Annotated in this window: 16 protein-coding genes and 1 pseudogene; 2 read left to right on the top strand and 15 right to left on the bottom strand. The window is 42.0% G+C overall.

Annotation, left to right across the window (positions count from 1 at the left end; all coding sequences use genetic code 11):
* Positions 1 to 535: 535 nt before the first annotated feature.
* Both AC3CH3_RS06520 and AC3CH3_RS06515 read right to left on the bottom strand, forming a co-directional pair.
* Complete coding sequence (locus AC3CH3_RS06520; protein WP_488538005.1) at positions 536 to 1,501, bottom strand: viperin family antiviral radical SAM protein; 966 nt, start codon at positions 1,499 to 1,501, stop codon at positions 536 to 538.
* Between the two features lie 124 nt (positions 1,502 to 1,625).
* Entirely contained in the window at positions 1,626 to 3,797 is a 2,172-nt protein-coding gene (locus AC3CH3_RS06515) for a hypothetical protein (protein ID WP_488538004.1), read from the bottom strand.
* Between the two features lie 492 nt (positions 3,798 to 4,289).
* On the opposite strand from AC3CH3_RS06515, the gene AC3CH3_RS06510 reads away from it, so the two are divergent.
* Entirely contained in the window at positions 4,290 to 5,444 is a 1,155-nt protein-coding gene (locus tag AC3CH3_RS06510) for an IS110 family RNA-guided transposase (RefSeq protein ID WP_102461521.1), read from the top strand.
* Positions 5,445 to 5,806: 362 nt separating this feature from the next.
* Here the strand turns inward: AC3CH3_RS06510 and AC3CH3_RS06505 are convergent, their stop codons facing one another.
* From AC3CH3_RS06505 to AC3CH3_RS06495, 3 genes are all read right to left on the bottom strand, one after another.
* Positions 5,807 to 6,175 (bottom strand): hypothetical protein, encoded by a 369-nt coding sequence (locus AC3CH3_RS06505; RefSeq protein WP_474355578.1) that lies wholly within the window; start codon positions 6,173 to 6,175, stop codon positions 5,807 to 5,809.
* Between the two features lie 15 nt (positions 6,176 to 6,190).
* A complete protein-coding gene (locus AC3CH3_RS06500; protein ID WP_488538003.1) occupies positions 6,191 to 7,063 on the bottom strand; it encodes a patatin-like phospholipase family protein in 873 nt (290 codons plus the stop codon).
* Positions 7,064 to 7,146: 83 nt separating this feature from the next.
* Positions 7,147 to 7,485 (bottom strand): hypothetical protein, encoded by a 339-nt coding sequence (locus tag AC3CH3_RS06495; protein ID WP_017074550.1) that lies wholly within the window; start codon positions 7,483 to 7,485, stop codon positions 7,147 to 7,149.
* Positions 7,486 to 7,981: 496 nt separating this feature from the next.
* On the opposite strand from AC3CH3_RS06495, the gene AC3CH3_RS06490 reads away from it, so the two are divergent.
* Positions 7,982 to 9,490: a DUF3360 domain-containing protein gene (locus AC3CH3_RS06490; RefSeq protein WP_488538002.1), complete on the top strand. Its 1,509-nt coding sequence runs from the start codon at positions 7,982 to 7,984 to the stop codon at positions 9,488 to 9,490.
* Between the two features lie 117 nt (positions 9,491 to 9,607).
* Here AC3CH3_RS06490 and AC3CH3_RS06485 read toward each other — a convergent pair whose 3' ends face one another.
* The 10 genes and pseudogenes from AC3CH3_RS06485 to AC3CH3_RS06440 all read right to left on the bottom strand — a co-directional run bounded on the left by AC3CH3_RS06485 (position 9,608) and on the right by AC3CH3_RS06440 (position 23,904).
* Positions 9,608 to 10,534 (bottom strand): hypothetical protein, encoded by a 927-nt coding sequence (locus AC3CH3_RS06485; RefSeq protein WP_488538001.1) that lies wholly within the window; start codon positions 10,532 to 10,534, stop codon positions 9,608 to 9,610.
* A gap of 298 nt (positions 10,535 to 10,832) precedes the next feature.
* Positions 10,833 to 11,698: pseudogene (locus tag AC3CH3_RS06480) on the bottom strand (alpha/beta fold hydrolase).
* A gap of 115 nt (positions 11,699 to 11,813) precedes the next feature.
* Positions 11,814 to 12,908, bottom strand: coding sequence for a reverse transcriptase family protein (locus tag AC3CH3_RS06475; RefSeq protein WP_488538000.1), 1,095 nt, complete (start codon positions 12,906 to 12,908; stop codon positions 11,814 to 11,816).
* A gap of 103 nt (positions 12,909 to 13,011) precedes the next feature.
* Entirely contained in the window at positions 13,012 to 14,142 is a 1,131-nt protein-coding gene (locus AC3CH3_RS06470) for an ISAs1 family transposase (RefSeq protein WP_261875708.1), read from the bottom strand.
* 269 nt (positions 14,143 to 14,411) lie between these two features.
* Complete coding sequence (locus AC3CH3_RS06465; RefSeq protein ID WP_488537999.1) at positions 14,412 to 16,583, bottom strand: retron Eco8 family effector endonuclease; 2,172 nt, start codon at positions 16,581 to 16,583, stop codon at positions 14,412 to 14,414.
* Positions 16,584 to 16,778: 195 nt separating this feature from the next.
* A complete protein-coding gene (pheT, locus tag AC3CH3_RS06460; RefSeq protein WP_488537998.1) occupies positions 16,779 to 19,166 on the bottom strand; it encodes a phenylalanine--tRNA ligase subunit beta in 2,388 nt (795 codons plus the stop codon).
* An 18-nt stretch (positions 19,167 to 19,184) separates the two neighbouring features.
* Positions 19,185 to 20,168: a phenylalanine--tRNA ligase subunit alpha gene (pheS, locus tag AC3CH3_RS06455; RefSeq protein ID WP_004734764.1), complete on the bottom strand. Its 984-nt coding sequence runs from the start codon at positions 20,166 to 20,168 to the stop codon at positions 19,185 to 19,187.
* 332 nt (positions 20,169 to 20,500) lie between these two features.
* Positions 20,501 to 21,610 carry a diguanylate cyclase gene (locus AC3CH3_RS06450; protein ID WP_488537997.1) on the bottom strand — a complete coding sequence of 370 codons (1,110 nt, stop codon included), beginning with the start codon at positions 21,608 to 21,610 and terminating at the stop codon, positions 20,501 to 20,503.
* A gap of 245 nt (positions 21,611 to 21,855) precedes the next feature.
* The gene (locus tag AC3CH3_RS06445) at positions 21,856 to 23,088 is read right to left on the bottom strand and encodes a hypothetical protein (protein WP_019822508.1); all 1,233 of its coding nucleotides are present in this window, start codon (positions 23,086 to 23,088) and stop codon (positions 21,856 to 21,858) included.
* A 9-nt stretch (positions 23,089 to 23,097) separates the two neighbouring features.
* Positions 23,098 to 23,904: an outer membrane lipoprotein-sorting protein gene (locus AC3CH3_RS06440; protein ID WP_488537996.1), complete on the bottom strand. Its 807-nt coding sequence runs from the start codon at positions 23,902 to 23,904 to the stop codon at positions 23,098 to 23,100.
* Positions 23,905 to 23,939 lie beyond the last annotated feature (35 nt).

The following is a 23,939-nucleotide window of genomic DNA, read 5'->3' as shown; positions in this document are numbered from 1 at the left end:
CGAGAAGGAGTGAACGTAGCTGATCAGATCGTAGGCTCTTGATTTAGTTCCATTGAATTACGCAACAAAGCCGCAAAAAGGCCTCGCAATCGAGACCTTAGTTTTATTTAAAAACTACCGCATTATCTCGTTGATTTAGCTGTTTTGTCATGGCAACTCATTGAATTGATATTGATACCTTGTCAGTAATTTCGTGTTTTGGTTAGATGCCAACCGTTACCATGCCTGCACTTATAAACATCTAACGCAATGCCTTGCTCTTCGTAAATTATACTTGCTCTGATTTTCGCTTCCTTGCTTGTTAAGTACGAATTTTTATACTCATTGGTAGCAGATGTACACTTGCTACACTTTTGACTGGGAGTCATTCTGCATTTTGGCGATAAATGCCAGTAATTGCACCTTTGACATTTATACGGTGCTAACTCATTGTCATAAACATTCTTGGAGTATTCAGCTGCGCTTTGTGCTTCAAACTCCGTGTAATAAAATCTTAAAGGTTTGCCGGATACTTTCCCTAAGCACGTTTCACTTTTCATGCCAGCACCTCACCACGAATGTTGGATGGGTTTCCAGCATAGTAACGAGACTTAAAACGATTACAATTGAAGTTTATTTGGTTCAATGCAGTCTCTACGCCCACATCAGTAATGCGTTCACTGTAACTATAACGACCAGACATACCTTTAGAGTTTTGATAAAAACGTCCGTTTGGGTCAACCATCAAGTATGATTCAGTCATTGTATTGTTTGATTCAGCTGAGATTGGTAAGCCTTTGCCTGAATGTCGTTCAACAAAACTACTAAATTGTTCATCTGAAACTAGCAAGTCACTCCTACCAGTCGGCATGACTTGAAGAACTTTCCATTTATATAACGATATGCTGGAGATTAGCTGAGAAAAGTCTTCTTCCCAATTTAGAGCATTTACAACGGTGTTTATTTTGGTCTTTAAACCTTTTTGGGTGCGCGATAGATGTTGGATTGCGAGCTTAAGTTCATCTATGTTTAACGAATTGCCTTTTCTATCAATACGACCTAACTCTCTTCTTACTGGATGTTGTTGACTATCGAAGCTGATACCAACCATATCTAAAGTATTAAGAGGTAACTCAAAACGGCTTCTTAGCAGGAGGTAGCTGCCGTTAGTGATGATTGAAGTTTTGAATCCTTTTTGTTTTGCCATTACTAAGGCCGTAGAGAACGAACTACCTAGCATCATTGGCTCACCGCCAGCGAAATTTAAACGTACATCTTGGTAACCAAGAATTCTTTTGATCTCTGGGTCATCATGAATGAAATAGTTAGCTAACTTGTCGAGCAGTTTTTCAATTGCATCCAATGATTGATGCAATTCATTGGGTCTTCCCCACTTAGCAAAGCAATAGGTACAGTTATAGTTGCACGCCTCTGTTATGTGCCAGTTGATTACGAGTTCATTTAACTGACTAGAGGTCGTTTCGTTCGTTGTGTTAATAACAAGGTGGTTTTCTGTAGACATACGTATACTCCTTGACAGGCCTACTCTTGTAGGCCGTAAAGTTTTTACATGGCGGACGGTAAGCGTCAGAGTAGGAGCATCGGGCTCCAGTACACCAAGATTGGATGAATGAATTAAATGTAGTTTATGGGTTGCGCATTAAGTTGCGTCTCGCTTTGAGGGCGCCCTCATGGTTTATTACCATACCAAGTTTTTGTCGTTGGCAGATAAGTAGCCACCATTCAGCTGCAATAATGCCTCGCTTCAAATCAGGAATAGTAGAATTCTTTTTTGTTCTTCTGCGGACTGCTTTGTAACATTCACTTGCGATTGCACGTACATCAGGATCAGGATCTGATTGTTTGATGAAATACACTGCCTTATGAACTTGACCGTTAAGGTCAACCCCTAATTCAGTTAATGCCTTTAAGTACCCTTGTCGCCAAACTGAAGACTGCTCAACTATTTGTTCAACTGTGTATTGTTTATCTCTCGCTTTTTCACCTTTACGAAGGCGTAAACGACTTAGGCAGAACTCTGCTAACTCATTAGTGCATGTGACATAAGGTTCCATCAAAGCTTTCAAACGGCTTTCAGCTGGTTCGGTCAACTTAATATCTAGGTGTTTCTCAAACAATCGAGTAGCTAGATCACTTACTGGAATATACCATTGAGTTAAATTACTTTGGTTCAATGAGTTCCCCAAAGAAATCGATTCATCAGATAGCGGTAGAGTATAGGAGCGCATTAGTAACAACCTATGACGAAAGGATTTGTTAGGATGTAAACGATCAAGCTCTTCTAGTAGTTGTTTGAGCTGGTTATCATGCCTTTTCTGCTCTTCAGGCTGACATGCTCTGGTTACTTCTTTTCTTAAAATACCTATACTTTTATCGATATATGGAAGCAAGTTATGCTCGCGTAAACAACGAGTGGCGGTGATTGTCCATTCCGGGATTAACGTTTTAAGAAAGTCATCTGTTTCTGGAAGCTGGCTAAACAGCCCGCGCCACCATTCAGAACAGGCACTGATAAACTCGGATGATTCTCCCCTTCTTGCAGGAGAAGTAGCAGATAAAACATGAAGTTGTTCACTAGCTTCTAACGTAGTCAGGTTTGCTAAGAAAAGAGCTTTCCAAACACCAAAGAAAGATTCACACACCCATTTCTCAGAGCTATTAGACAATTCTGGCAACCGTTGTTTATTGTTCAAAATACGGTCAAAATCTTGCTGGATTGACCATTGGATCCATGCTTCTAATTGTTCACGAGTTAACTGAGAACATAAATCCTCGAGCTCTTTTTTCAGACGAATATCAAACTTATCGTGTTCGTATGTTTTCCAGTCAATATCGCTCTGAATATGATGGTAGATATCACTAAAATATCGGTCTATGTGGTTAGCCCACTCTTTCGCTTCTAGACCTTCAACATTGTCTGCGTTAAAATTAAGAATTAGAACCTTCTTAAGATCTCGCTTTATGGTGCTGAACCAGTTAGTTAGAGAGCTTTTGACCTCTTCGTCATCAAAGTCTTTCTGCCAAACTAGTGACTCAAGCTGTTCCCATGGGGTGCCCCAAAAAAAACTAGATAAGTCAAAAGAAATTCGTCCCATTTCAGCATCATATTTGATCCATACTCGTAAGAATTCTAGGCCTAGTTGGATTGATTGAGCGTGTTCGCAAGGGAAGCTAGAATCATCGTTTGATGAAGCTAGTGATAGTAATCCATTAACTAAGGTCGAGTCGTCTGTACGATATTTTAAACAGTCAAACGGTGGTGCGATAAAGTGGAAGCAATCCCAAAGAAAGCGCATTCTCTCGTTTTCATTTAGAGAGCTAAATGTTTCATCACTAAAGAACTCTTTGGTGAAAAAAAGATCATCACCATAGTGATTTCGAACAAACCAAGCATATGAGTGAAGATGTTTTTCTATCCCCGCCTTATAGAAACCGTAAGGAGAGGTTGGAAAATATGCGCTTGCCACATCAGTCAAAAACTTGAAAAGTAATGACTCTCTATAAGATTCGTCAACACGAAATGGCTGTAACTGAAAACGTATGTTTACGTTTTGGCAAAACGCTAGCGCTACGCATTTTTCTGGTTCAGAGTTCTGCTCGTTAGCAGTAGTCAACGCTTCTTCAAGACGTGAAGAGTTGTCAAAAATATCAATCCAGTTTTCTGAAAAGTGTTTAATCAATAACGTTCGAAAATTGCCTTGAACTTCAAATTCGTCAAGTGCTTGCACGAAACGTTCGACGGGATCTTTTTTTTCATCGAGGGAGCGATTGCCAAATGGCGCATCTATCCTGCACATAGTTTTCTCCAATAAGAATGGGAGTTAGGTTTCACATATAGAATTAACCGGAGCAGTGTCCGGGTTTGCAGCTGAAACCTCCCGTGCAATAGAGGGGAGCGGAAAAGTGAGTAACGTACTCGATAGCCGACTGCAATTTAGTCATATTCACCATAAATCGTATTGTGCTGCATTGTCAATAGCTTAGGTCATTTAATATCTATACGTGTTACCTTGGTTTGAAGTGAGGGAAAGGGGTGAGTTTGTACTTCGATTCCAAAAAGCTTGTTGCAAGTTATGAGTTAAACCCTTACTCCTTTCCCATATCGAAAAAAAGCCTCGCAAACACGAGGCCTTAGTTTTATCGAACAATTACAACCACCCTACTTCACTTACTTAACTGCTTTCATTAGACATAATGACCCCCACGAGGTGCTAGCCTCCAATTTCGTGGGTTAGCGTAAAGCCAGAGCCATAATTAGTGTGTTCAAACAACTAAATTTGGAGGCTAGCATGAATAACGATAGCATAATTTTCATTGGCTTAGATACGCATAAGTCATTTATCCAAGTCGCCGTCTTGCAAGAGCAACGCGGGGCTACACCTGAACATTTGGGACGGATAAAGTCTAACAAGTCCGCCCTCATTAAACTCACACAACAACTGCAATCTAAATATCCAAAAGCCACCCTCCATTTTGTCTACGAGGCTGGGCCATGTGGATACTGGACATACCGATTGCTCACCAGCCTTGGCCACTGCTGCTGTGTCATCGCTCCTTCCCTTATTCCAAAGAAATCAGGGGATAGAGTCAAAACAGATAAGAGGGATGCTGCAAAACTTGCCAAGCTTTTTAAGGCTGAAGAGCTTACGCCTATTTATGTGCCTGAATCTGAAGACGAGGCGATAAGAGATTTATCAAGGGCTCGAGAAACCGCGATGAAAGATCTTAAAGATGCAAAATTCCAACTCAAAGGCTTTCTTCTACGTAATAATGTACAAGCGACGGTGAATGATAACTGGTCTAAAAAGCATCTACGGTGGCTAACCGACCTCATTCTTCCCCATCACAGCCAACAGATTGTATTGCAAGAAATGATCATCACCATCAGTGAGCGGATGCAAAGATTACAACGGTTAGATAACGAGTTATTACACCAAGTCAAAAACTGGCGTTACTACCCTGTTGTCAAAGCCATTCAAGCTATGCGGGGGGTGCGACTCCTTGTTGCTCTCGGCACCATTGCCGAGCTCGGCGACCTACGTCGCTTCGACCATCCCAGAAAACTTATGGCTTATGTTGGCCTCGTACCGACTGAAAGCTCCAGTGGCGGTAAAACGAAGCGAGGGAGCCTCACCAAATGCGGAAACAGTCGAGCACGACGGTTGCTTATTGAGGGCGCACATACTTATAAGCACAAAGCTAATATCTCCGTCGAACTGCAACTGCGACAAGAAGGACTGCCCAAAGAAATTGTCGATATTGCTTGGCATGCTCAGCAACGATTATGTCGCCGCTATCAACGATTACTACAAAAAGGCAAACATCGAAACGTTGTCGTCGCCGCTATCGCAAGAGAAATGATCGCGTATATCTGGGCTATCGCAAGAGAGGTGGTCGTTAGCGCAGTCGAACCAAAAACACGGATTGCAAGGCTGCCTGTATGAGAAAAGAATTAGTGTTAACGCATTGGATAGAGCATCGGGTGTGGCACAAACACCGACGGCGTTAGGATGGCAATAAAGCTCGCGCTTTATTGAACCACGAGCATAGACTGAAGACAGGTGCCACGACGAAATAAGTAAGGTAGGCGCTGCTCATCTCGCGATGAGTAATCCACGTATATCAGCATGAGAACCGACGAAATTACTTGCTTCATCTATGCGTTAACACTATCTCAAAATAAACAAAAGGCTCTGAAATGTGGGAGCAGAAACTTCTACGTTTTAATTGACAGTGGGGGTCATATCAACGTTTCGTTGAGCTGCACTAGTTGCTCTAGCATTAGGAAGCCAGAAGCTACTATGACCTAGAAACTGCTAAAAGAGTGAGGAAGGCGTTTTTCTTCGTCCCAGCCGGATAACTCAATATTGGTCAATGACTTGCGCTTCTCATTACACAGTGAAGCGAGATTGATGATAGGCAGTTGGCTGCGAAACTGCGCGGTAAGTATTACCTTTTTACTTTCACTCAGGCTGTTTCGACATTGCGCCAAAATCGCTTCAGTATCTAGCTGCTGTGCGTTCTCGATAATTTGGATATCAGCGTTCTCTTGATAGCAATCTATCAGCCAAGATACAGCAGGCTCTTCTATGCTGGTGAGCACGATGACATCTTTTGTTGCCATAAGCTCGTGGAGTTCAAGCTCTTTTAGTTCAGTTTCCATAAATACTCTCATTCAGCAGCAAATACATTAAAGCCGGTTGCCCAGTTTAGCCTGTGCCAAATGGTAGCCTCTGTCTATCATCTCTTGTGAGCGATCAAACTCTAAGGTGCCACAAGCATTACGTGGGATCTCAAGCGTAATATCGGCGGGATAAGCGGCCAGCTTCTGGCGAGCAATGGTCGATTGCATCGCATCAAACGCTTGGTTGGCAATGTCGTAGGCAGCAAAATTGAAGCTCATTTTACTTTTTACACTACTACCTAGATTATCGATAAAGTGAACAACCTTCTCATGCAGGTTACTCTCTTTTGTTGGTAGGGAAACCGGTATCACTTCCTGTTGAAGCATCTCAGGTTCACCACCTAAGTTCACAGCTAGCGTAAAGTCTGTCTTATCACTAAAGGTAGGCGCAATCGGTACGGGATTGAGTACTCCGCCATCAATCAGCACTTCACCATTGATGACATGAGGTGTGAAGAACAGTGGCAAAGAGATGGAGGCGCGAATGGCATCAAACAGAGAACCTGATTGCAGCCAAACCTCTTTTTCATCGGCGACGTTGGCAGCAACTGCGGTATAAGGGATAGGCAGATCTTCAATTGAAATCTCGCCGATCAATCCACGCAGTGTGTCGATGATCTTGTCCCCTTTGAAGATACCACTCGATTGCCATGAAAAGTCCAACAACATCGCCATATCCGATTGGTCGATACTGGTGACCCACTCTTCAAATTCATCCAACTTGCCCGCCGCATAGACACCACCGATAAGTGCGCCAATTGAACAGCCAGAGATGGATTTTATCTGATAGCCATGCTCGATTAACCAACGGATGATTCCAACGTGAACCAAGCCTCTTGCGCCACCACTGCCCAGTACCAATGAGACCGTTTTTGCCATCGTATTAATCCTTTAGTTTTTAATTCTAGGGGAGCTAACTCGCCGATTTACCAATTCGTCGATCTCAACTCACTGAATCACTCTCAGTTCATTCGGGTAATGAAGGTTTGCTCGTCATCCACAAAAGCCACATAGTCGCCGTGATAGATAAACACCCGGCCACGCCCTTCCACTATACACGCAAGCTGTGGGTTCAAATCTTCTTCAAGATTTTCACTTTGATACGTGCCGGTATCGGTGATCACACCGCGGAGTTTAGGCAAAAATCCATAGCTACGCTTGGCTTGATCAATCAGGCTCAATTCACTGGTGGTAGAGAAGTAAGCTGGGATAGGACCAGCATCTTCGATAAACATCGGTTTCAGTTCTTCAAAAGCTGTAATCACCAGCCAGTCGATGCCGTTTACGTGATGGATAAACATTGTTTATAAATACCTAGTTTCTCGATAGTTCTGATGCGGAGATTCTAACACTATCAGGGGCCAAACGTAGGAGAAATTGAGTTACTAGAGGCAATCCCTCCCCCTGCTTATTACCCAATATATCCAGCATAAAACTGGAAAAGATGTTCACCATCAAATCACACAAAGAATGCAGCCAAACGTAAGTCGTTGGACTTTTTTCTGGGTCTTTAGAGTCGAACTATTTGTTGTTGAAAGTGACTTTGTTGTTCCTGAGATTAAGAGCCTACAAATAAACAGACACATACAATCTACAGCGTCTAATACTCGTCGGCTTGCTCTACGACTAATGTCTAACTACCTGAGACTATTTGTTTTTTTTGGTTTGGTATAAGGTACTAACAACCAAATGTTAATGAATTTTTAATGATAAGTTGACGCATTGTTTGCACCTCTGCGTGAGTCAACAACGTTTGTTGGAATAACACACCTCAGAGTGTGAACGAAAGGAATCAACATGAGCAGTACTTTAGAGTCCGTACATATACAAGCAGATAAGCCTCAAGCCAATGAGGATGAACTCACTTATGAACAACAACACAAACCAAGATCGGAATTTGATTCCCGCGACCAATATTTAGAGCATGAATTACAAATCATGGCGCCTAAACGCTGGCGTCCAAATTTACCGTTTAAAGATTATCGATTCGAGATAGAAGACACCATCCCAGCGATGGCCGCGACCATTGGTAAAGTTGTTATGGTAGGCGCGATTGCTGCTACCTTTGCGGGGGCTCTCGGATTAAATGAAGACTTCATTCTAGAAAACGTTCGTTATGAACTCCTTATCGCCTCTGTTTTCATTATTATTTTCTCTGGCTTCCTATTGCCGACCGCGAACCTCGCAGGTACACACGGCCCACTCATCCCTTTAATTCCCATTGTCGTTGCAGCAGGCGGACACCCTATGGCCTTTGGGTTACTGATTGGTGCTTTTGGCCTCATCTTAGCCATCAGTAAAGGTGGCAGTATGTTGGCCAACCTCACCAGTAAAGGCGTGTGTGGCGGCTTATTACTCTACCTCGGCTTTGTTGGAACCGCCTCTCAAGTGAAAAAGCTGTTCGCTTGGGCTGAAGGAATCGGCATGAGCCACATCGCGTTTGTCGTGATCTTTTGCACCATTATCTTGTACGCACTATTGGAACACTTCCGCAAACGTTGGTTAGCAGTACCTCTTAGCTGCTTATTGGGTGGTACGATTGCATTTGCCATGGGTGCACCATTTGCTTTCCACACCGAGCCAGGCTTACCTAACATGAACCCTATGTATTGGTGGGGCGAAGATACAGGTTGGATGCTAGGCCTACCGACGATTGAACACTTCATGGTGGTATTGCCGTTTGCTATTTTAGCCGTGGCGATGTGGTCGCCAGATTTCTTAGGGCATCAAGTATTCCAAAAGATCAGCTACCCAGAACGTACCGAAAAAGTACACATGAACATTGACGACACCATGACCACGGCTTCAATTCGTCAAACGTTCGGTTCTCTGCTTGGTGGTACTAATTTTACGTCTTCATGGGGTACTTATATCGTACCGGCGGCGATTGCTAAACGCCCTATTCCTGCTGGCGCTTTGCTAACGGCTCTGTTCTGTATCATCGCCGCGGTTTGGGGCTACCCGATGGATTTAGCTATCTGGCAACCTGTACTGTGTGTGGCGCTAATTGTTGGGGTATTTGTGCCATTGCTAGAAGCTGGAATGGAAATGACTCGTGAAGGAAAAACCACACAATCAGCAGCGATTGTTGTATTTTCTTCAGCGCTCGTTAACCCAGCATTTGGTTGGGCTCTCACCATGCTGTTGGATAACTTAGGCTTAGTCGGTTGTAAAGAACGTAGTAGTGAGCTGAGTAAAATGAGCCGCTGGGTGTTGCCTGGCACTATGTTTATTGTGCTAAGTGGCGTAATGGCGTTGGTTGGCCTTCTACCGGGGATTCCAGCGATTATCCCGAGCTTTCGTTAACCTCGATTAATATTGAGTTTTAGTCGGAACACAAAAAGGCCTCGCAATCGCGAGGCCTTAGTTTTATCTAAGTTTCAATGAACGAGCAGCGAAGCAATTTACGATGGTAAAACCAAATCAACTAGAGAGCCATTCATCCAATACTGCAATAAACTTGGGGTTAATGAGATAATCGATGGAAGCATGGGGATTGCTTTTTCCGTTGCGAATATTGAGGTTGTAAATGGGGTGGATGTCTTCCATTCCGCCGGGTATCAGATCCAGTTTGAGCATATCTTTAAAGTCATTTCTAATTTTGCTGTCATGAGAGATAAAATCATCTTCTGCCGATATGTTTATCCATTGCTGAATGTTTAAAGGGTACTTCTTCTCATCTTTCAAGCGGCTCCCTTTTAGCCTATCTTTTACGTTTTCATCGCCTAACGGTGACCCGAGCGTTAGCAATAAGTTGACCTTCTTGTGCGCACCATAGTCGTGTCTATACTCTCCGTAATGAGACAGCTTCCATAACACGTCATAACTGATCATCGACCCGAGACTGTGCGATATAATCATCACATCATCTTGATTATCGAGCGCTTCCTTCAGTTCAACCATTAGCCTATGCCTAACATCGCTGCCAAAATAGGTATCTTCATACCAATAATGCGCCATGTCCGGCGCGACCTTAGTTATGAGTGTCTCAGCCACTCCCAGCTTTCCAAATAGTGACGAAAAAGTATCTGCTAACGCCTCTTTTAGAAAACCAATTTTAGATACCTTGTTATACGTTGTTTTATTGAACTGGCTTGTCTTGTACTTTTTGAGTTCAGACAGCGCTTGCTGTCGACTTTCAGGGTATTCCGTTGGTTTCTCTAACAATGTGTTCGATAGTTCACCGTAATAGACAAACCGTTTATCGACATCTTTAAAAGCTTGTAATGAACTTGAGTCTCCACAATCTCGCTGCAAGCCATGTTCTATAGCCTCGTACCAGAGTGCTTGAAGGGGAGCTTTATCGGGCTTTTGAGCGCGACCATGAATGAATATTATTTTTTTAGCCATAGCAGGACATCCTAAACACATAGTTAAAGTGATTATCAGTAGAAAGCGCCACTAGATTCGGTCAGCCCTTGCTAATAACAGTGCTGCTAATTACGTATCTAGGAGTGGTTGATAGAGCATTTATATAACTATGAGGCCGTCGTTTAAGGACCATAAACGAGTGAACGATGCGATCATTACTCGCAAATTGAAATGAATGTAGCTAGCAAAACCTCCAACGAACAAAAAGGCCTCACACACGCGAGGCCTTAGTTTTATCTATCAACGATTACATTCATCCTTTAACAACTACAGCGCCCTACTTCACTGACTTAACCGCTTTCATCAACGTTGTGTTGCACTGCTGTGATTGCTCTAGCATTGGGAAGTGGCCTGAGTCTTCAATGTAGTAAATGCTGTAATCCTTAATGTGTTTCTTGTTCGCTTCTGAATCCGTTGGCCATAGGCGAGCGTTCACTAAGATTACTGGCACATTCACGTTCTCATACACGCGGTGGGCTTCACCTGTCACGTATTGGCCTAGATAATGGCGGAACTGGTTTATCGCGATAGCTGGCGGTGCTGATGCCATGTCTTGCGTTACCCAGTAAAGTAAATCTGCGTCTACGTCTTTTGGTAGCGAGTCTTTCACGAACATAGCAATGCCCGCTTGGAATTCTGCTTCAAACGGTTTGGTCATTGCATCTAGGTCGCTTTGTGAAACCGCTAGCGCGACGTTTTGCGATGTATCGACACCAATAATGCCCTTCACTCTTTTCGGCATCAGTTTAGCGGCTTCTGCAATAACACCACCCGCCATGGAGTGGCCAACTAAGATGACTGAATCGAGTTGTTCTTTCTCGATTACCGCTTTGATGTCTTCAGCGAATGCAACCATGGTGTACTCTTCGCGATTAAACGATGAGTTGCCGTGCCCTGCTAAGTCCATTGTGATGACTTGGTACTGCTTTGAAAACTCACTCACTTGGTTTTGCCACAGCCTACTGTCTAAGCTCCAACCGTGAATGAAGATCAGTGCCGACTCCCCACTCCCACTCGTGCCATACGCAATTTGCTCACCATCGTGAGATATCGCAATACCGTACTTAACTGTTGAGTCATGGCATTCATGCTACCAAGCGCCATGAATACCAAGAGTGTAATTTTTAGAATTAAACGTTTCATAGTGTCTCTCTACTTACTTTAAAGGGAACACAGAAAGCGCCCCTCTCAATCAATATAGCGACTATAAAGTGTGAAGTTGTCGACGGGTCAAGAGCTATTACCACCAGCGGTGAGTTTAGAAAGTGTACTTATCTATAACTAATTCTAAGCGCCTGACTAATTTAGAGTACTTATTTATATAATTTTCTTCCACACACTTATTTTTAGAGTCATAAATAATTAAAGAAAGTAAATAAGATCGATAACCTCTAGCTTTATTTAAAACTTGATCATTACAATATTTCGTATAGAAATCGACATTAACACCATAGATAATATTGTTCTTGCTTGGTGTTATTTTCAATACTTTATTGGCTATATAATCTGAAGAGTGTCCTTTCTCCATCAAGTAAATTAACTTAGAAATGTTTTTTGTCTTTTTATTTGAAACCCACAAACTTCCCGTAAAGTACCTCTTCTTTTTAGAAAAAAACCAAGGCTGATCTGGAGATTTATTACATATGACGTAACCGTTAAGTGAAATGAGACCTTTTTTTCTCTTTGTTTTTCTTACATTTAGTTTCAGAGATAATATTGAAACAAGTTTTGATATTTCGTTAATAAATTTATCGTCTAATATTTCAGGGTTATTACTTGAAGAAAAAAGTAAGTCATCTGCATACCTAGTGTACTTCACATTCTTGTCCAAACAAAGCTTTTCAATCAATACATCAATTTTTCTAAATATAATATTAGACAGTATTGGAGAAGATGAAAAGCCAACCGGAAGAAAAGGAGTAGATTTAGGTTCAACGCTATGCGTAATTAAATTCATCGCATAATCGAGTGTTGATATTTTATCTTTCTTATTAACTTTATAAGAAAGGTATTGACTTAAAATATTTCTAATATTAACGTGACTAATTGAAGGGAAAAACTTTTTAATATCAAGCCTTAAAAAATAATATCCATCTTTATGCTCATATAAAAAGTCTAAATATGATTTACCTTTAACAAAGCCTTTAGCTGAGCTATTAACGCTAATCTTAGATAAGATATTCTCATTTATTGCTTTGTTAGCATAATAATGTAATGTTTTTTCAACGATACTATAGGTATCTTGATTCTTAATTTTATGATATTTAACTGAGAGCGTAGGCGAATCTAAAGATGTGGATACACTTAAGCCTAATATATCTTTTACAAAATCATCTCTGCTAATTTTTTTCATAATGTTGCTTCAACCCGATACAAAAGAACAAAGTTACACCGAAGGTGACCATATGATAACATTTACAAATTGTAATCATTTGATAATTCTGGGCAGGGCAAGATTACGAAGCCCCTTGTACTGCAAGGACTTGCGAAAGGTAGCTATTGCTACGGTTTGCTTTTTTCTGCTTTCTTTTGATCCCTGCTTTGAAGCTAGTTTCTTCCGTCAGCAGATTTAAAGCTATATGTCTTATAACTGCTAAATTCTCACCAGCTTGCTCTCGACGAATCCGACATTCATCTTCTTTAAAACCTACGTCTAATCGCCAGTGCATCTGATTTTCAATGCTCCAATGTGCTCGCGTGCTCTCTAGTAAAGCTTTAGCCGTCAGTTTTGCTGAGCTTATGTAGTGCTTGATTTGCATTGTTTCTGCTGGCTTATCACCTTCTTGACGAATTGAAACGACCATACCAATGGTGGAGAGTCCCGCCCAATCAAGCGCTATATCGCCTAAGAAATCTGTATTGTGAACAACCATACTCAAACGCGTTTCTGTACGACCATGTCCTTTCTCTTGAGTGACGTATTTATCACCTTCAAAACTATTAAGCATACTAGAATTAAACACTTGGCTAATCGCTTGCTCCAATCGTTTTTGATTACCTTTTACCGCTAAGAGGTAATCTGCATCTTGGCCGACTATCTTTTCAGCTATATCCTTCTGGCATCCCATAGCATCAATCGTCACTAAGCAACCTCGTAAGGAAAGCATTTCAAGCAGTTCGGGGATCGCTTTGATTTCATTGCTTTTGTCTGCTGTTTTAACCTGCCCTAACACAACTTGATTTGCAGCACTAAACGCACTAACCATATGGATTGCACCACAACGCTTGTCTTTGTTGTATGTGCCTCTGAGAGTTTTGCCGTCGATAGCAATCACTTCACCCTCAGTCACCTCATGACAGTCTTTCATCCACGCTGTAAAGCATCGTTGTAGTTGCTTGGCGGAAATAAGATTGATAACTCGGGCAATGGTATCGTGTACTGGTATGCCTTGTTTGAAATCACCATACTGTCTAAGCCATTCCAAGTTATCTTCACCAAAATCTTCAATATCCTCCCAACCTTCAGCACCAGCAATCACTGCTGCAATTGTTAAGAAGATAATGTCGGTTAGCGTGTGCTCTATTTTCCAAGCTTGGCGAGGGTCTCGAATAACTGAAATATGGTCCAAAAGGCTTAATCCGTTCATTAGGCTAAATATCTGCTGTTAAAAAACAGTATATGATCACACCTAAATCTGATCATCAAATCGATCTTGGATGTATTGAGATTATTGTGACTTCAGTGTACAAATTAGTGGAAACATTACTTCACGCTACCCCTTATTCCATATGGGTTTTTCATGATCTTGCCCTGTAATTCTGGGACTCGGAGGAAAAAACAACCTGAATGAAGGTTATTCTAACCTCGTGGAAGGGCTTTACCCTCAAATGGGTGGAGTAAACCACTCGTTTCCCTTTAACTATCGGGTTGAAGCCTCCGCAATATATCATGCAACTCAGGAAAGTAAAGCTTAAATTCATCTTTAAAATCAATGCCTTTTGATCTAGCACTCAGTTCAATCTCTTTTATGGAGAAGTCCATAAATCGACTAACCCACCCATTCGTTTTTTTAAGAGAGGCATTTTTTATAGTCTTTTTTTCGAGTTGCCCCATCAACAATTTCGAAAGATAGCTTGTCTTTCTAAGCTTATCATTTTCATATTTGTTACTCATTCCTAATGAACACTTAGCACAGTTGCAGTTACAGTTACATTGTTGGGTTAACTTATCATTTTCAGCTTTCCACTTATTATAAAGTCCTATATTAAAAAGTTTATAATCAGTTAGTGTTTCACTCTTCCCGTTGAATATCACTCTCATATATTCAAAAAGAAGATCATCTGTAATATATTTTCTATTTTCTAATCTTTTTCTAATGTCACTTAAATCTACGCTGATTAAGCTATCTAAAGCCATCCATTTAGCAAACAAATCCTTTGCATTTTTATTAATTAGAACACCTTCTATCGTAGTACTAATCAAGTAGCAATTTTTCATTAACGCATATTTTTTTACGTTATTTTGAAATTGCTCATAAACCGATCTATCTTTGAAAGATTGCTTTGTTTTACATATTTCTGGGGGGGTTACCCCAAACTCAATGATTTCGTAAACTAATTTAGAATTATCTCTTGCCTCTCTACTATATCCTTTATTTAGTTTATTAAAATCATTTAACAAATTATCATTCTTGAAGTTTAGTAACGTGCCGTTTTTTTTGAAATTAATCTTTGGCTTTGAGTTAGATTCAAACTTAAAATCCCAAGCTTTATCAGAATCGAATAAAAACAAATATGGTATAGAAGTATTCAAATAACTTGGGTTTATTTTTTCAGAAATATTATTATTTGAAGATGCATATATATCTATATCTTTAAGGTTATCAAAATGTTTAGAAAGAAATTTATTCCCGAACAACTCCAACTCGGTTGCTCCCTCTACAAATAAAATAAACTTGCTGAAAAACAACCTAGATTCATTATCACTGAAAATATTTTTAAATGTCGTATCTTCATAATTTGAATTCATCACATGTAAACGGGTATGGGGCTTTGATGAGTTCTTATCTAAATCAAATGATATAACTTTTTGTTTATCATCAAAATTTAAAATTACTTCTTTAACTATATTCGGAGAATGTGTTGTAATGAAAACACTAGGTTGCCTTACCGACAACTTCACGCCTTCTGGATAATTATAGCTATCACAGATGTTTTGAATTAGCTTTTCACACATTTTAGGGTGAAGGCCCACTTCTGGCTCATCAATGAACACAAAAGGCGTAATGTACTCCCTCTTTGAAATTCTAATTAGAATATTTAGGTATGTTTCAATATAATGGTATGAGTTTGTACCATCTGACTGAACCATTAGAGACGAATTATTTATTTCAAACTCTCGACCTTTAATCCCTGCATTGATATAAGACATAATTCTTTCTTTATGGGAACTATTTTTTGTCGACATAAAATTGTCAATGAAGGATAAATATTCACTATAAGACTTCTTGTTTCTTTGATTTAGGTGATCATCAAAAAAACTGTGTATTTCTTTCCTATCAACATGTTTCAGGTTAAAAGACTTAATCCTCGAAACAAGATCCCACAAATTTTCCCAGTTATGTAATGACATATGACGAGGTTCAATATAAAAAAATGGATATAGATAGGATATTAAATTTAAAACTTGATTATCTCTAGTCGACCAGTATGTGGATTGGTCATTTTTTATGTATAAAGAAAGAGTAAACTCTGTAGAAAGCTCTGAACGAAACAAGTCATCGGTAGGAGTCAACTTTCTGACAGCAAAGCTATAAAATGGGTTCGCTATGTTTGCCTTGTGAATCTTAATCATTCTAGATATATCAAAGGTCATTGATATACAACCTTGAATATCGTAATTGGAGAACAGTTCAGGAGGAAGCTCTTTTACTCCCTCTAATTTTTTATAAAAGAAAACAATAGACTTTAATAGATTAGATTTTCCAACATTGTTTTTTCCTACAATGCAATTCATATCACCAACATCATCAATCACAATACTTTTAAATGATAATACATTAGTAATTTCTATTTTCTTTATCGCCATTAGTCGATCTTTAAATAATTATTCTGGTATGCAATATTAACACTATACAAGTCATTTTATATAGAGTCGGACTAGATATTTAGGTTTTGTTCTTATGGTCTGTATCGCAATATCTCTGTTTTGGGGATAAATTAATAACAAAAACAAAAAGGCCTCGCAATGCGAGGCCTTTGATTTTCTATCTATCAGAAGAGATTAGTCGCGAAGTGCTGCGCCGAATTTCTCTGAGATTGAAGCTACGATAGCATCTACTGAACCAGCGATGTCTGCATCTTCAAGTGTGCGCTCTACAGACTGTAGGCTAAGTGCGATAGCTAGGCTCTTCTTACCTTCTTCAACGCCTTGACCAACGTATACGTCGAACAGTTTAGCGCCTGTTAGGAATTCACCACCAGCAGCGATACACGCTTCTACGATGTCGCCAGAAGCAACTGCTTCATCAACAACAACGGCGATATCACGACGGTTTGCAGGGAACTTAGATACTGCTACTGCTTCTGGAAGCACGCGAGTGTTGATAGCTGCCCATTCGATTTCGAATACGATAGTACGGCCGTTAAGACCAAACTTACGCTCTAGTTCTGGGTGAACAGTACCAATGATACCCACTTCTTTGCCGTCTACTACGATAGCCGCAGTTTGACCTGGGTGAAGTGCTGGGTGCTTAGCTGCTTTGAAGCTGTATGCGATTTCGTTTGCAGAAAGCTCAAGAACTGCTTCTAGGTCACCTTTAAGATCGAAGAAATCTACAGTGTTAGTTGCAATGTCCCAGTGCTCTTCGCCACGAGTACCAGAGATAACGCCCGCAAGCATCATTTCTTGGCGCATGCCGTTTTCAGCCGTTGCTTCAGGGATGAAACGTAGGCCTGATTCGAATAGACGAACGCGAGACTGTTGACGCTTCTGGTTGTGAACAACTGTGTTTAGTAGACCTTGGATTAGGCCAAGACGCATTGCTGACATGTCCGCAGAGATTGGGAATGGCAGGATTAGCGGCTCAACACCAGGTACAACAAGTTTTTGCTGTTCTGGTTCTACGAAGCTGTATGTGATTGCTTCGTGGTAGCCACGGTCTACAAGAAGGTCACGAACGCGCTTAAGCGGTTGGTCAGCTTCTTTGTGGTCATTCATTTTAAGTGCCGCTTTAGGCGCTTGGTTTGGAATGTTATCGTAACCGTAGATACGACCTACTTCTTCAATTAGGTCTTGCTCGATTGCGATATCAAAACGCCAAGATGGAGACGTTGCCGTCCAACCTGCGTCTGTCGTTTCAACGTTACAACCTAGGCGAGTAAGAATTTCCACTACGTCTGTAGATGGGATTTCGTGACCTAGTAGGCTGTCTAGCTTAGCGCGACGTAGAGCAACTACGTTTGCTTTAGGAAGATCAGCTTCAGATTCGCTGCCGTTTACTGGCGCAACTTCACCGCCGCAGATTTCAACTAGAAGCTGCGTTGCACGCTCCATTGCTGCTGCTTGAAGTGTTGAATCAACACCACGTTCGAAACGTAGAGAAGAATCTGTGTGAAGGCCGTAAGCACGCGCGCGACCACGGATGTGATCCGGTGCGAAAAATGCAGCTTCAAGAAGTACGTCTGTTGTTTCAGTAGTCACACCTGAATCTTGACCGCCAAAGATACCAGCGATTGCTAGTGCTTTGTTGTGGTCAGCGATAACAAGTGTGTTGCTGTTTAGTTCAGCTTCGTTGCCATCTAGAAGTGTTAGCTTTTCGCCCTGCTCTGCTAGACGAACCACGATACCGCCTTCGATCTTAGCTAGATCAAATGCGTGCATTGGTTGGCCTTGCTCTAGCATCACGTAGTTTGTGATGTCTACAACTGGGTCGATTGAACGGATACCACAACGGCGCAGTTTTTCTTGCATCCAGATTGGAGTGTCCGCTTTCACGTTTACGTTCTTAACCACACGGCCAAGGTAACGTGGACAAGCATCAGCTGCTTTGATTTCAACAGATACTGTGTCTTCAATGCTTGTTACAACAGTTTCAACTGTTGGCTCTGTAACGTCTGCGCGGTTTAGTACGCCAACTTCACGAGCAAGGCCACGGATGCTGAAGCAGTCTGCGCGGTTTGCTGTTAGGTCTACGTCGATAGTTACGTCGTTAAGCTCTAGAAGCTCACGTACGTCCATACCTAGCGTTATGCCTTCAGGCAGCTCAAGGATGCCGTCTGACTCTACGTCGATACCTAGCTCAGAGAAAGAACAAAGCATGCCGTTCGATGGAACGCCACGTAGTTTTGCTTTCTTGATTTTGAAGTCACCAGGAAGTACTGCGCCAACTGTTGCTACTGCTACCGTTAGGCCAAGACGACAGTTAGATGCACCACAAACGATATCTAGCAGCTCTTCTTCGCCGATATCAATTTTTGTAACTTGTAGTTTGTCTGCGTCTGGGTGCTGACCGCACTCAACCACTTTACCTACTTTAACGCCGGTGAATTCACCAGCAACAGGTTCTACATCGTCAACTTCCAAACCAGCCATAGTGATTTGGTGAGCTAGCTCTTCGCTGTTAATTGCAGGTTTAACCCACTCGCGTAGCCAAGATTCACTGAATTTCATAGTTTTGACTGCCCCGGATTACTTGAATTGTTTAAGGAAACGAAGGTCGTTCTCGAAGAACGCACGAAGGTCATTTACGCCGTAACGAAGCATCGTTAGACGCTCTACACCCATACCGAATGCAAAACCAGAGTATTTCTCAGGGTCGATGCCAACAGAGCGAAGTACGTTAGGGTGAACCATGCCACAGCCTAGAACTTCTAGCCATTTGCCATCTTTGCGTTTCACGTCCACTTCAGCTGAAGGCTCTGTGAACGGGAAGAATGAAGGACGGAAACGCACTTCAACTTCTTCTTCAAAGAAGTTACAAAGGAAATCGTTAAGAATGCCTTTAAGTTGTGCGAAGTTTACGTTCTCATCAACTAACATACCTTCCACTTGGTGGAACATTGGCGTGTGAGTTTGATCGTAGTCGTTACGGTAAACACGACCCGGAGCAATGAAGCGGAATGGCGGTTTGCCGTTTTCCATCGTACGGATTTGAACACCAGAAGTGTGCGTACGTAGCATTAGATCAGGGTTGAAGAAGAAAGTATCGTGATCAGTACGAGCTGGGTGATCGTCTGCGATGTTTAGTGCATCAAAGTTGTGGAATGCATCTTCGATCTCAGGGCCAGACTCAGTGCTAAAGCCAAGCTCACCAAAGAACTGTTCGATACGCTCAACAGTGCGAGTCACTGGGTGAAGACCACCGTTCTCAATGCGACGACCTGGTAGGCTCACATCGATAGTTTCTTCAGCTAGTTTCGCTTCAAGCTCTGCACGTTGAAGTGCGTCTTTGCGAGCTGCGATCGCTTGTTGAACAGCACCTTTCGCTTTGTTGATCTCTTGACCAGCAGTGCGACGCTCTTCAGGTGGAAGTTTACCTAGGCTTTGTAGTTGAAGAGTTAATTCACCCTTCTTACCTAAATACTGAACTCGCACTTCATCAAGTGCGACTAACGAATCTGCTGTATCAATAGCAGTCGTTGCATTAGCAATGATCTCTTCTAGATGTTGCATCATTTCCTCATCTACCAGTTGGTAGTGTCCGTATCGGATGATTAGTTTTTTTAGATAGCTACACATACTAATCAAACACGCAACCAATGCCAAATTGAATCGCTAAAAGAACAAGTTATTGACTAAAAACACGGCAAATTTAACAGGATATTAATGAGGAGGAAGAAGAAGTGGCACAAATACGGGTGCCACTTGTTTATTTTGAAGTGGATAGCGCTTAAAAACTAAAGCGAGCTAGGTTTTAGATTTAAAGCTGCTAGGTTCCAGACTTGAAGTGAGTAGCGATCAAAGACTAAAGCGAAAGGTGCTCTCGTTCTCAAGTAAACCGAGCTCTAAATCTGAATCGAACAAACGCTGTTTTTGCCTGCGTTTTTCGCTAAATAGACGGAGTCATCGGCGGCTTTAATCAAATCGTTCATTGAGCCGAATTCTTCGGTTATTTCAGCGACACCGACACTAATACTGCCAATCCAAACTTGATTACTGGTTTCAACCTCTAATTCAGACACTTTCTGTCGAGCGGTTTCCGCGATGTACATCCCACCTTTAAGGTCGGTGTCAGGGCAAATAACCAAGAACTCATCGCCACCTAACCGGCAAACAATATCATCATTACGGAACGTGTTTTTCAGTTCACGGGAGAGGGTTTTTAGCACCAAGTCGCCTGCATCATGGCCGCTGGTGTCATTAATGCGCTTGAAGTGGTCGGCATCAATCATAATGCACACTAAAGGTATGCCCAGTTCTTTGGAGTCTTGCCAATGCAGCGCTAACTGTTTAAAAGCACTACGACGGTTATGCAAATTAGTAAGAGAGTCGGTTAATGACAGCTCTTCAAGTCTCTTGTTCGCTCGTTTTAATTCTGCCGTCCGTTCTTCGACTTTGTCTTCGAGTAGCTGGTTGAACCGTAACAACTCTTTATTACGTTCGGAGACTTGCTCAAATAGGCCTTTAAGAGCAGCTAATAGAGGAATGGTTGAAGAATCGTTCTGTTTTCCTTCGGCTTCAAACGCTTGTTTAGGGGTCGCTCCTTCCTCTATCGCGGCCACTTGTCGAGCCATGTTTTGGTCAATACCGAGGATATGATACGCAAGCCAATGAATTAAGAAATCGAGTAGCTGCCGTGCAGACGCCTGATCTTCTTCTAAAATGAAAGCTTGCATGCTGTAGATATCTTGCATAAAAACACGATGCACTTTGATGTGTTCTTCGATGTGAGAGCGATATAAATTACGAGCTCTCATCAAAGATTCTTCTTCTTTAAAGTGAAACTCTGCATAGCTCGTAAGATCGAGTAAAGCGATGCTAATATCTTCGATTGAGATAGTGTTTTCAGACAGCAAATTGCCATAGTGGTTGATAAAACCGACGAGGTATTGATGTTGTTCATCTACGACACCAATGCCTGTTTCGAAGTATCTATTCCAAGTAAATGAATTCATAAATCCCTTAACGCCCAAATCACACTTGTTTACCGGCAGTTACCAGTAGTCAAAAGCGTGCATATGTAGAGGTTATATATACATGTAAAATATAACCATACTACCTGTAGGCCTACCTGATTGCTTACTCCTTTTATAAAAAGACGACTTCGATCTCTACAAATATAAATTAACACTGGGTTTGGGGCGTTCAATTCAACAAGAACACCCCAATAAACCAACATTAACTTAACTTATTGAAAATACTAAAAGTAATATTCCAACGCCATCTCAACAAAATCATCTTTGCGAGCGAAGAACAATAAGTCTTCTGGGGTTTCGTTCTCAAACAACCACGCGTTCAGTCGCCACTTTAGGTTGTTGTTGATGCGGCTTGATGCTTCGAGCTTTGCACTGTAAACATCACTGTTATCTAGATCCTGAGTGATGCCCGTTAACACCTCGGTCCCGTCTTCATCATTTAAGGCGAAACGCGCCCCAAGGAACACGTCGTTTTGACCGACACTCTGCGCATTGTTGCCTCGACTGTCGTACAAGTATTCAGCAATAAAACCGATATCCCAATACGACTCTAGCGCCCCAACCCATGTATACTCAAAGCCTGTTGCTACGCCTGTGTGGTTGTCGTAGCTGTCGCGATAAATGCTTTCAAGCTTCCATAACCAATCACCCATAATCCCCTGAACATCAAGGCCGAAATGCTGCATTTGCGCGTAATAGGGCTTGAGCTCATTACTTTCAACACGGTAATAAGGGTCACGGTTCGTACCTCCTAAATAGCTTAAGCCGACATCCCAATCGCCGTACATTTGGCTATAGCGCAGCGCTACATCGACATGCTTTTCTTCTCGCGAGGATTCATAAAGCGCATCGTCCGAAACTGGCACCGTTGGCCTTAGTCGACCGTCTTCCCCTGCAAAGGTGCGTTCACGAAAATACGGCAGTAACATGGCATCGATGGTTCCCCAGTCTTTAATCGAGGTAAAGTGCACCATAGGCTGACCTAACTTGGATTCACCATCGACCGATTCAATGGCATCGGTTTGGTTTACTACATCGACCAAGTGCGCCGATTCGGTTACGCCCCAAAACACCTTACCGACACCGGCTCGCAGTTCATAATCGTCCCAATAATTGAGATACAGAGCTTCACGAACGTCGCCATGGGTACGCTCATCATCTTCGCTGTCTAGGCGATAAAACGGGGTGAAGGTAAAGCTGCCGCTGCCTTCTTGTTGCTCCCAGTAAAACTCCGGTTGTAACACCAGTGAGCTTTGTCCTTTGTTCTGCCCCTGTAAACCCTCGCTAAAGAACTGTCTGTGTTCAAGGTTAACTTGCCCTGCGAGTTCTGGGGTGATCTGTTCTACGAATTCAGAGCTAAAGCCTGCCGCCACACATGGCAACGACACCTGCATAAGCCCGACGGTCGCTGCCAAAGTTAAGGATAACTGGGTTCCTGTTGCCACAATCCTTTTCATATTCCTGCCTTACTTTGCACGTTTTAGTGTGTTCTTTTGGAAATCCTTGTCTTTAAGACCGGTCTGGAACGCTAAATCTGTCGTAGTTAATACCGTACTTTTGCCTGTTTGGTGGTTTTGCATCGACATGGTGTGTGCGCGCCAGTATTGGTTTAGGTATTGTTTGTAGTCTTGGAACGATAGAGTTTTCAGCAATGCGCCTTTACGGTCGTAAAATTCGACTTTCATTGGGCGGTAGTGCTGTTGGTCTAGCCATACTTTTTGCATGGTGTAACCGGAGTTTTTGTCGGTCGGTACTTGCTCCAATACAAAGGTATCCACACCTTCAATTTTGGCGTCTTCAATGTAGTTGAAGGTGTACTTTCCTAACTCGAACGAGCTCAAATCTTCGTAAGCAAATTCACTGCCCATAAACGGGCCCGATTTGTTGCGTGAAGATATGCGTTTTACACGTTTCAATGCAGGAAAATACAGCCATTGGTCATCAGATTTAGTGATGTGTGAATGGTTTAGAAAAGCCGTGCCTTTTACGTCGCGTGGCTCATCAAAAATAGTCAGCCCTTTATCACCATCGTCGTCAACCTCTAGCGACTTCAATCGCATTAGACGAGAGCTGCTTTCACCTTGTTTATTGCGAAGTAGCATTTCCATGGTCGCGACAGAATCGCCCCACCCAACATCGACCGCTTTACGTTGCTCGGCAATTTCTAAGCCTTTCGCTGGGTCTGCTAATGCTGGGAAAGCGGCGAATGTGCTGATGCTTAACGTGCTCACAGCAAATAATGTAGTAACGAATGATTGTTTAACGCTTTTCATAAATATCTCCTTGAGTCAGCCCACCGCAGCAGGCT

It is taken from the genome of Vibrio sp. QJM3NY_35 (genome assembly GCF_057785915.1).
This window is presented reverse-complemented; position numbering and strand designations above follow the sequence as displayed.

What these genes read in the sequence shown, in the direction of transcription:
- AC3CH3_RS06440 (WP_488537996.1), bottom strand. Translation starts at nt 23,904, where the DNA reads ATGAAAAGCGTTAAACAATCATTCGTTACTACATTATTTGCTGTGAGC.
- AC3CH3_RS06515 (WP_488538004.1), bottom strand. Translation starts at nt 3,797, where the DNA reads ATGTGCAGGATAGATGCGCCATTTGGCAATCGCTCCCTCGATGAAAAA.
- AC3CH3_RS06500 (WP_488538003.1), bottom strand. Translation starts at nt 7,063, where the DNA reads ATGGCAAAAACGGTCTCATTGGTACTGGGCAGTGGTGGCGCAAGAGGC.
- AC3CH3_RS06470 (WP_261875708.1), bottom strand. Translation starts at nt 14,142, where the DNA reads ATGAACGGATTAAGCCTTTTGGACCATATTTCAGTTATTCGAGACCCT.
- AC3CH3_RS06505 (WP_474355578.1), bottom strand. Translation starts at nt 6,175, where the DNA reads ATGAGAGTATTTATGGAAACTGAACTAAAAGAGCTTGAACTCCACGAG.
- AC3CH3_RS06490 (WP_488538002.1), top strand. Translation starts at nt 7,982, where the DNA reads ATGAGCAGTACTTTAGAGTCCGTACATATACAAGCAGATAAGCCTCAA.
- AC3CH3_RS06510 (WP_102461521.1), top strand. Translation starts at nt 4,290, where the DNA reads ATGAATAACGATAGCATAATTTTCATTGGCTTAGATACGCATAAGTCA.
- AC3CH3_RS06495 (WP_017074550.1), bottom strand. Translation starts at nt 7,485, where the DNA reads ATGTTTATCCATCACGTAAACGGCATCGACTGGCTGGTGATTACAGCT.
- AC3CH3_RS06475 (WP_488538000.1), bottom strand. Translation starts at nt 12,908, where the DNA reads ATGAAAAAAATTAGCAGAGATGATTTTGTAAAAGATATATTAGGCTTA.
- AC3CH3_RS06450 (WP_488537997.1), bottom strand. Translation starts at nt 21,610, where the DNA reads ATGAATTCATTTACTTGGAATAGATACTTCGAAACAGGCATTGGTGTC.
- pheS (WP_004734764.1), bottom strand. Translation starts at nt 20,168, where the DNA reads ATGCAACATCTAGAAGAGATCATTGCTAATGCAACGACTGCTATTGAT.
- AC3CH3_RS06485 (WP_488538001.1), bottom strand. Translation starts at nt 10,534, where the DNA reads ATGGCTAAAAAAATAATATTCATTCATGGTCGCGCTCAAAAGCCCGAT.
- AC3CH3_RS06520 (WP_488538005.1), bottom strand. Translation starts at nt 1,501, where the DNA reads ATGTCTACAGAAAACCACCTTGTTATTAACACAACGAACGAAACGACC.
- pheT (WP_488537998.1), bottom strand. Translation starts at nt 19,166, where the DNA reads ATGAAATTCAGTGAATCTTGGCTACGCGAGTGGGTTAAACCTGCAATT.
- AC3CH3_RS06465 (WP_488537999.1), bottom strand. Translation starts at nt 16,583, where the DNA reads ATGGCGATAAAGAAAATAGAAATTACTAATGTATTATCATTTAAAAGT.
- AC3CH3_RS06445 (WP_019822508.1), bottom strand. Translation starts at nt 23,088, where the DNA reads ATGAAAAGGATTGTGGCAACAGGAACCCAGTTATCCTTAACTTTGGCA.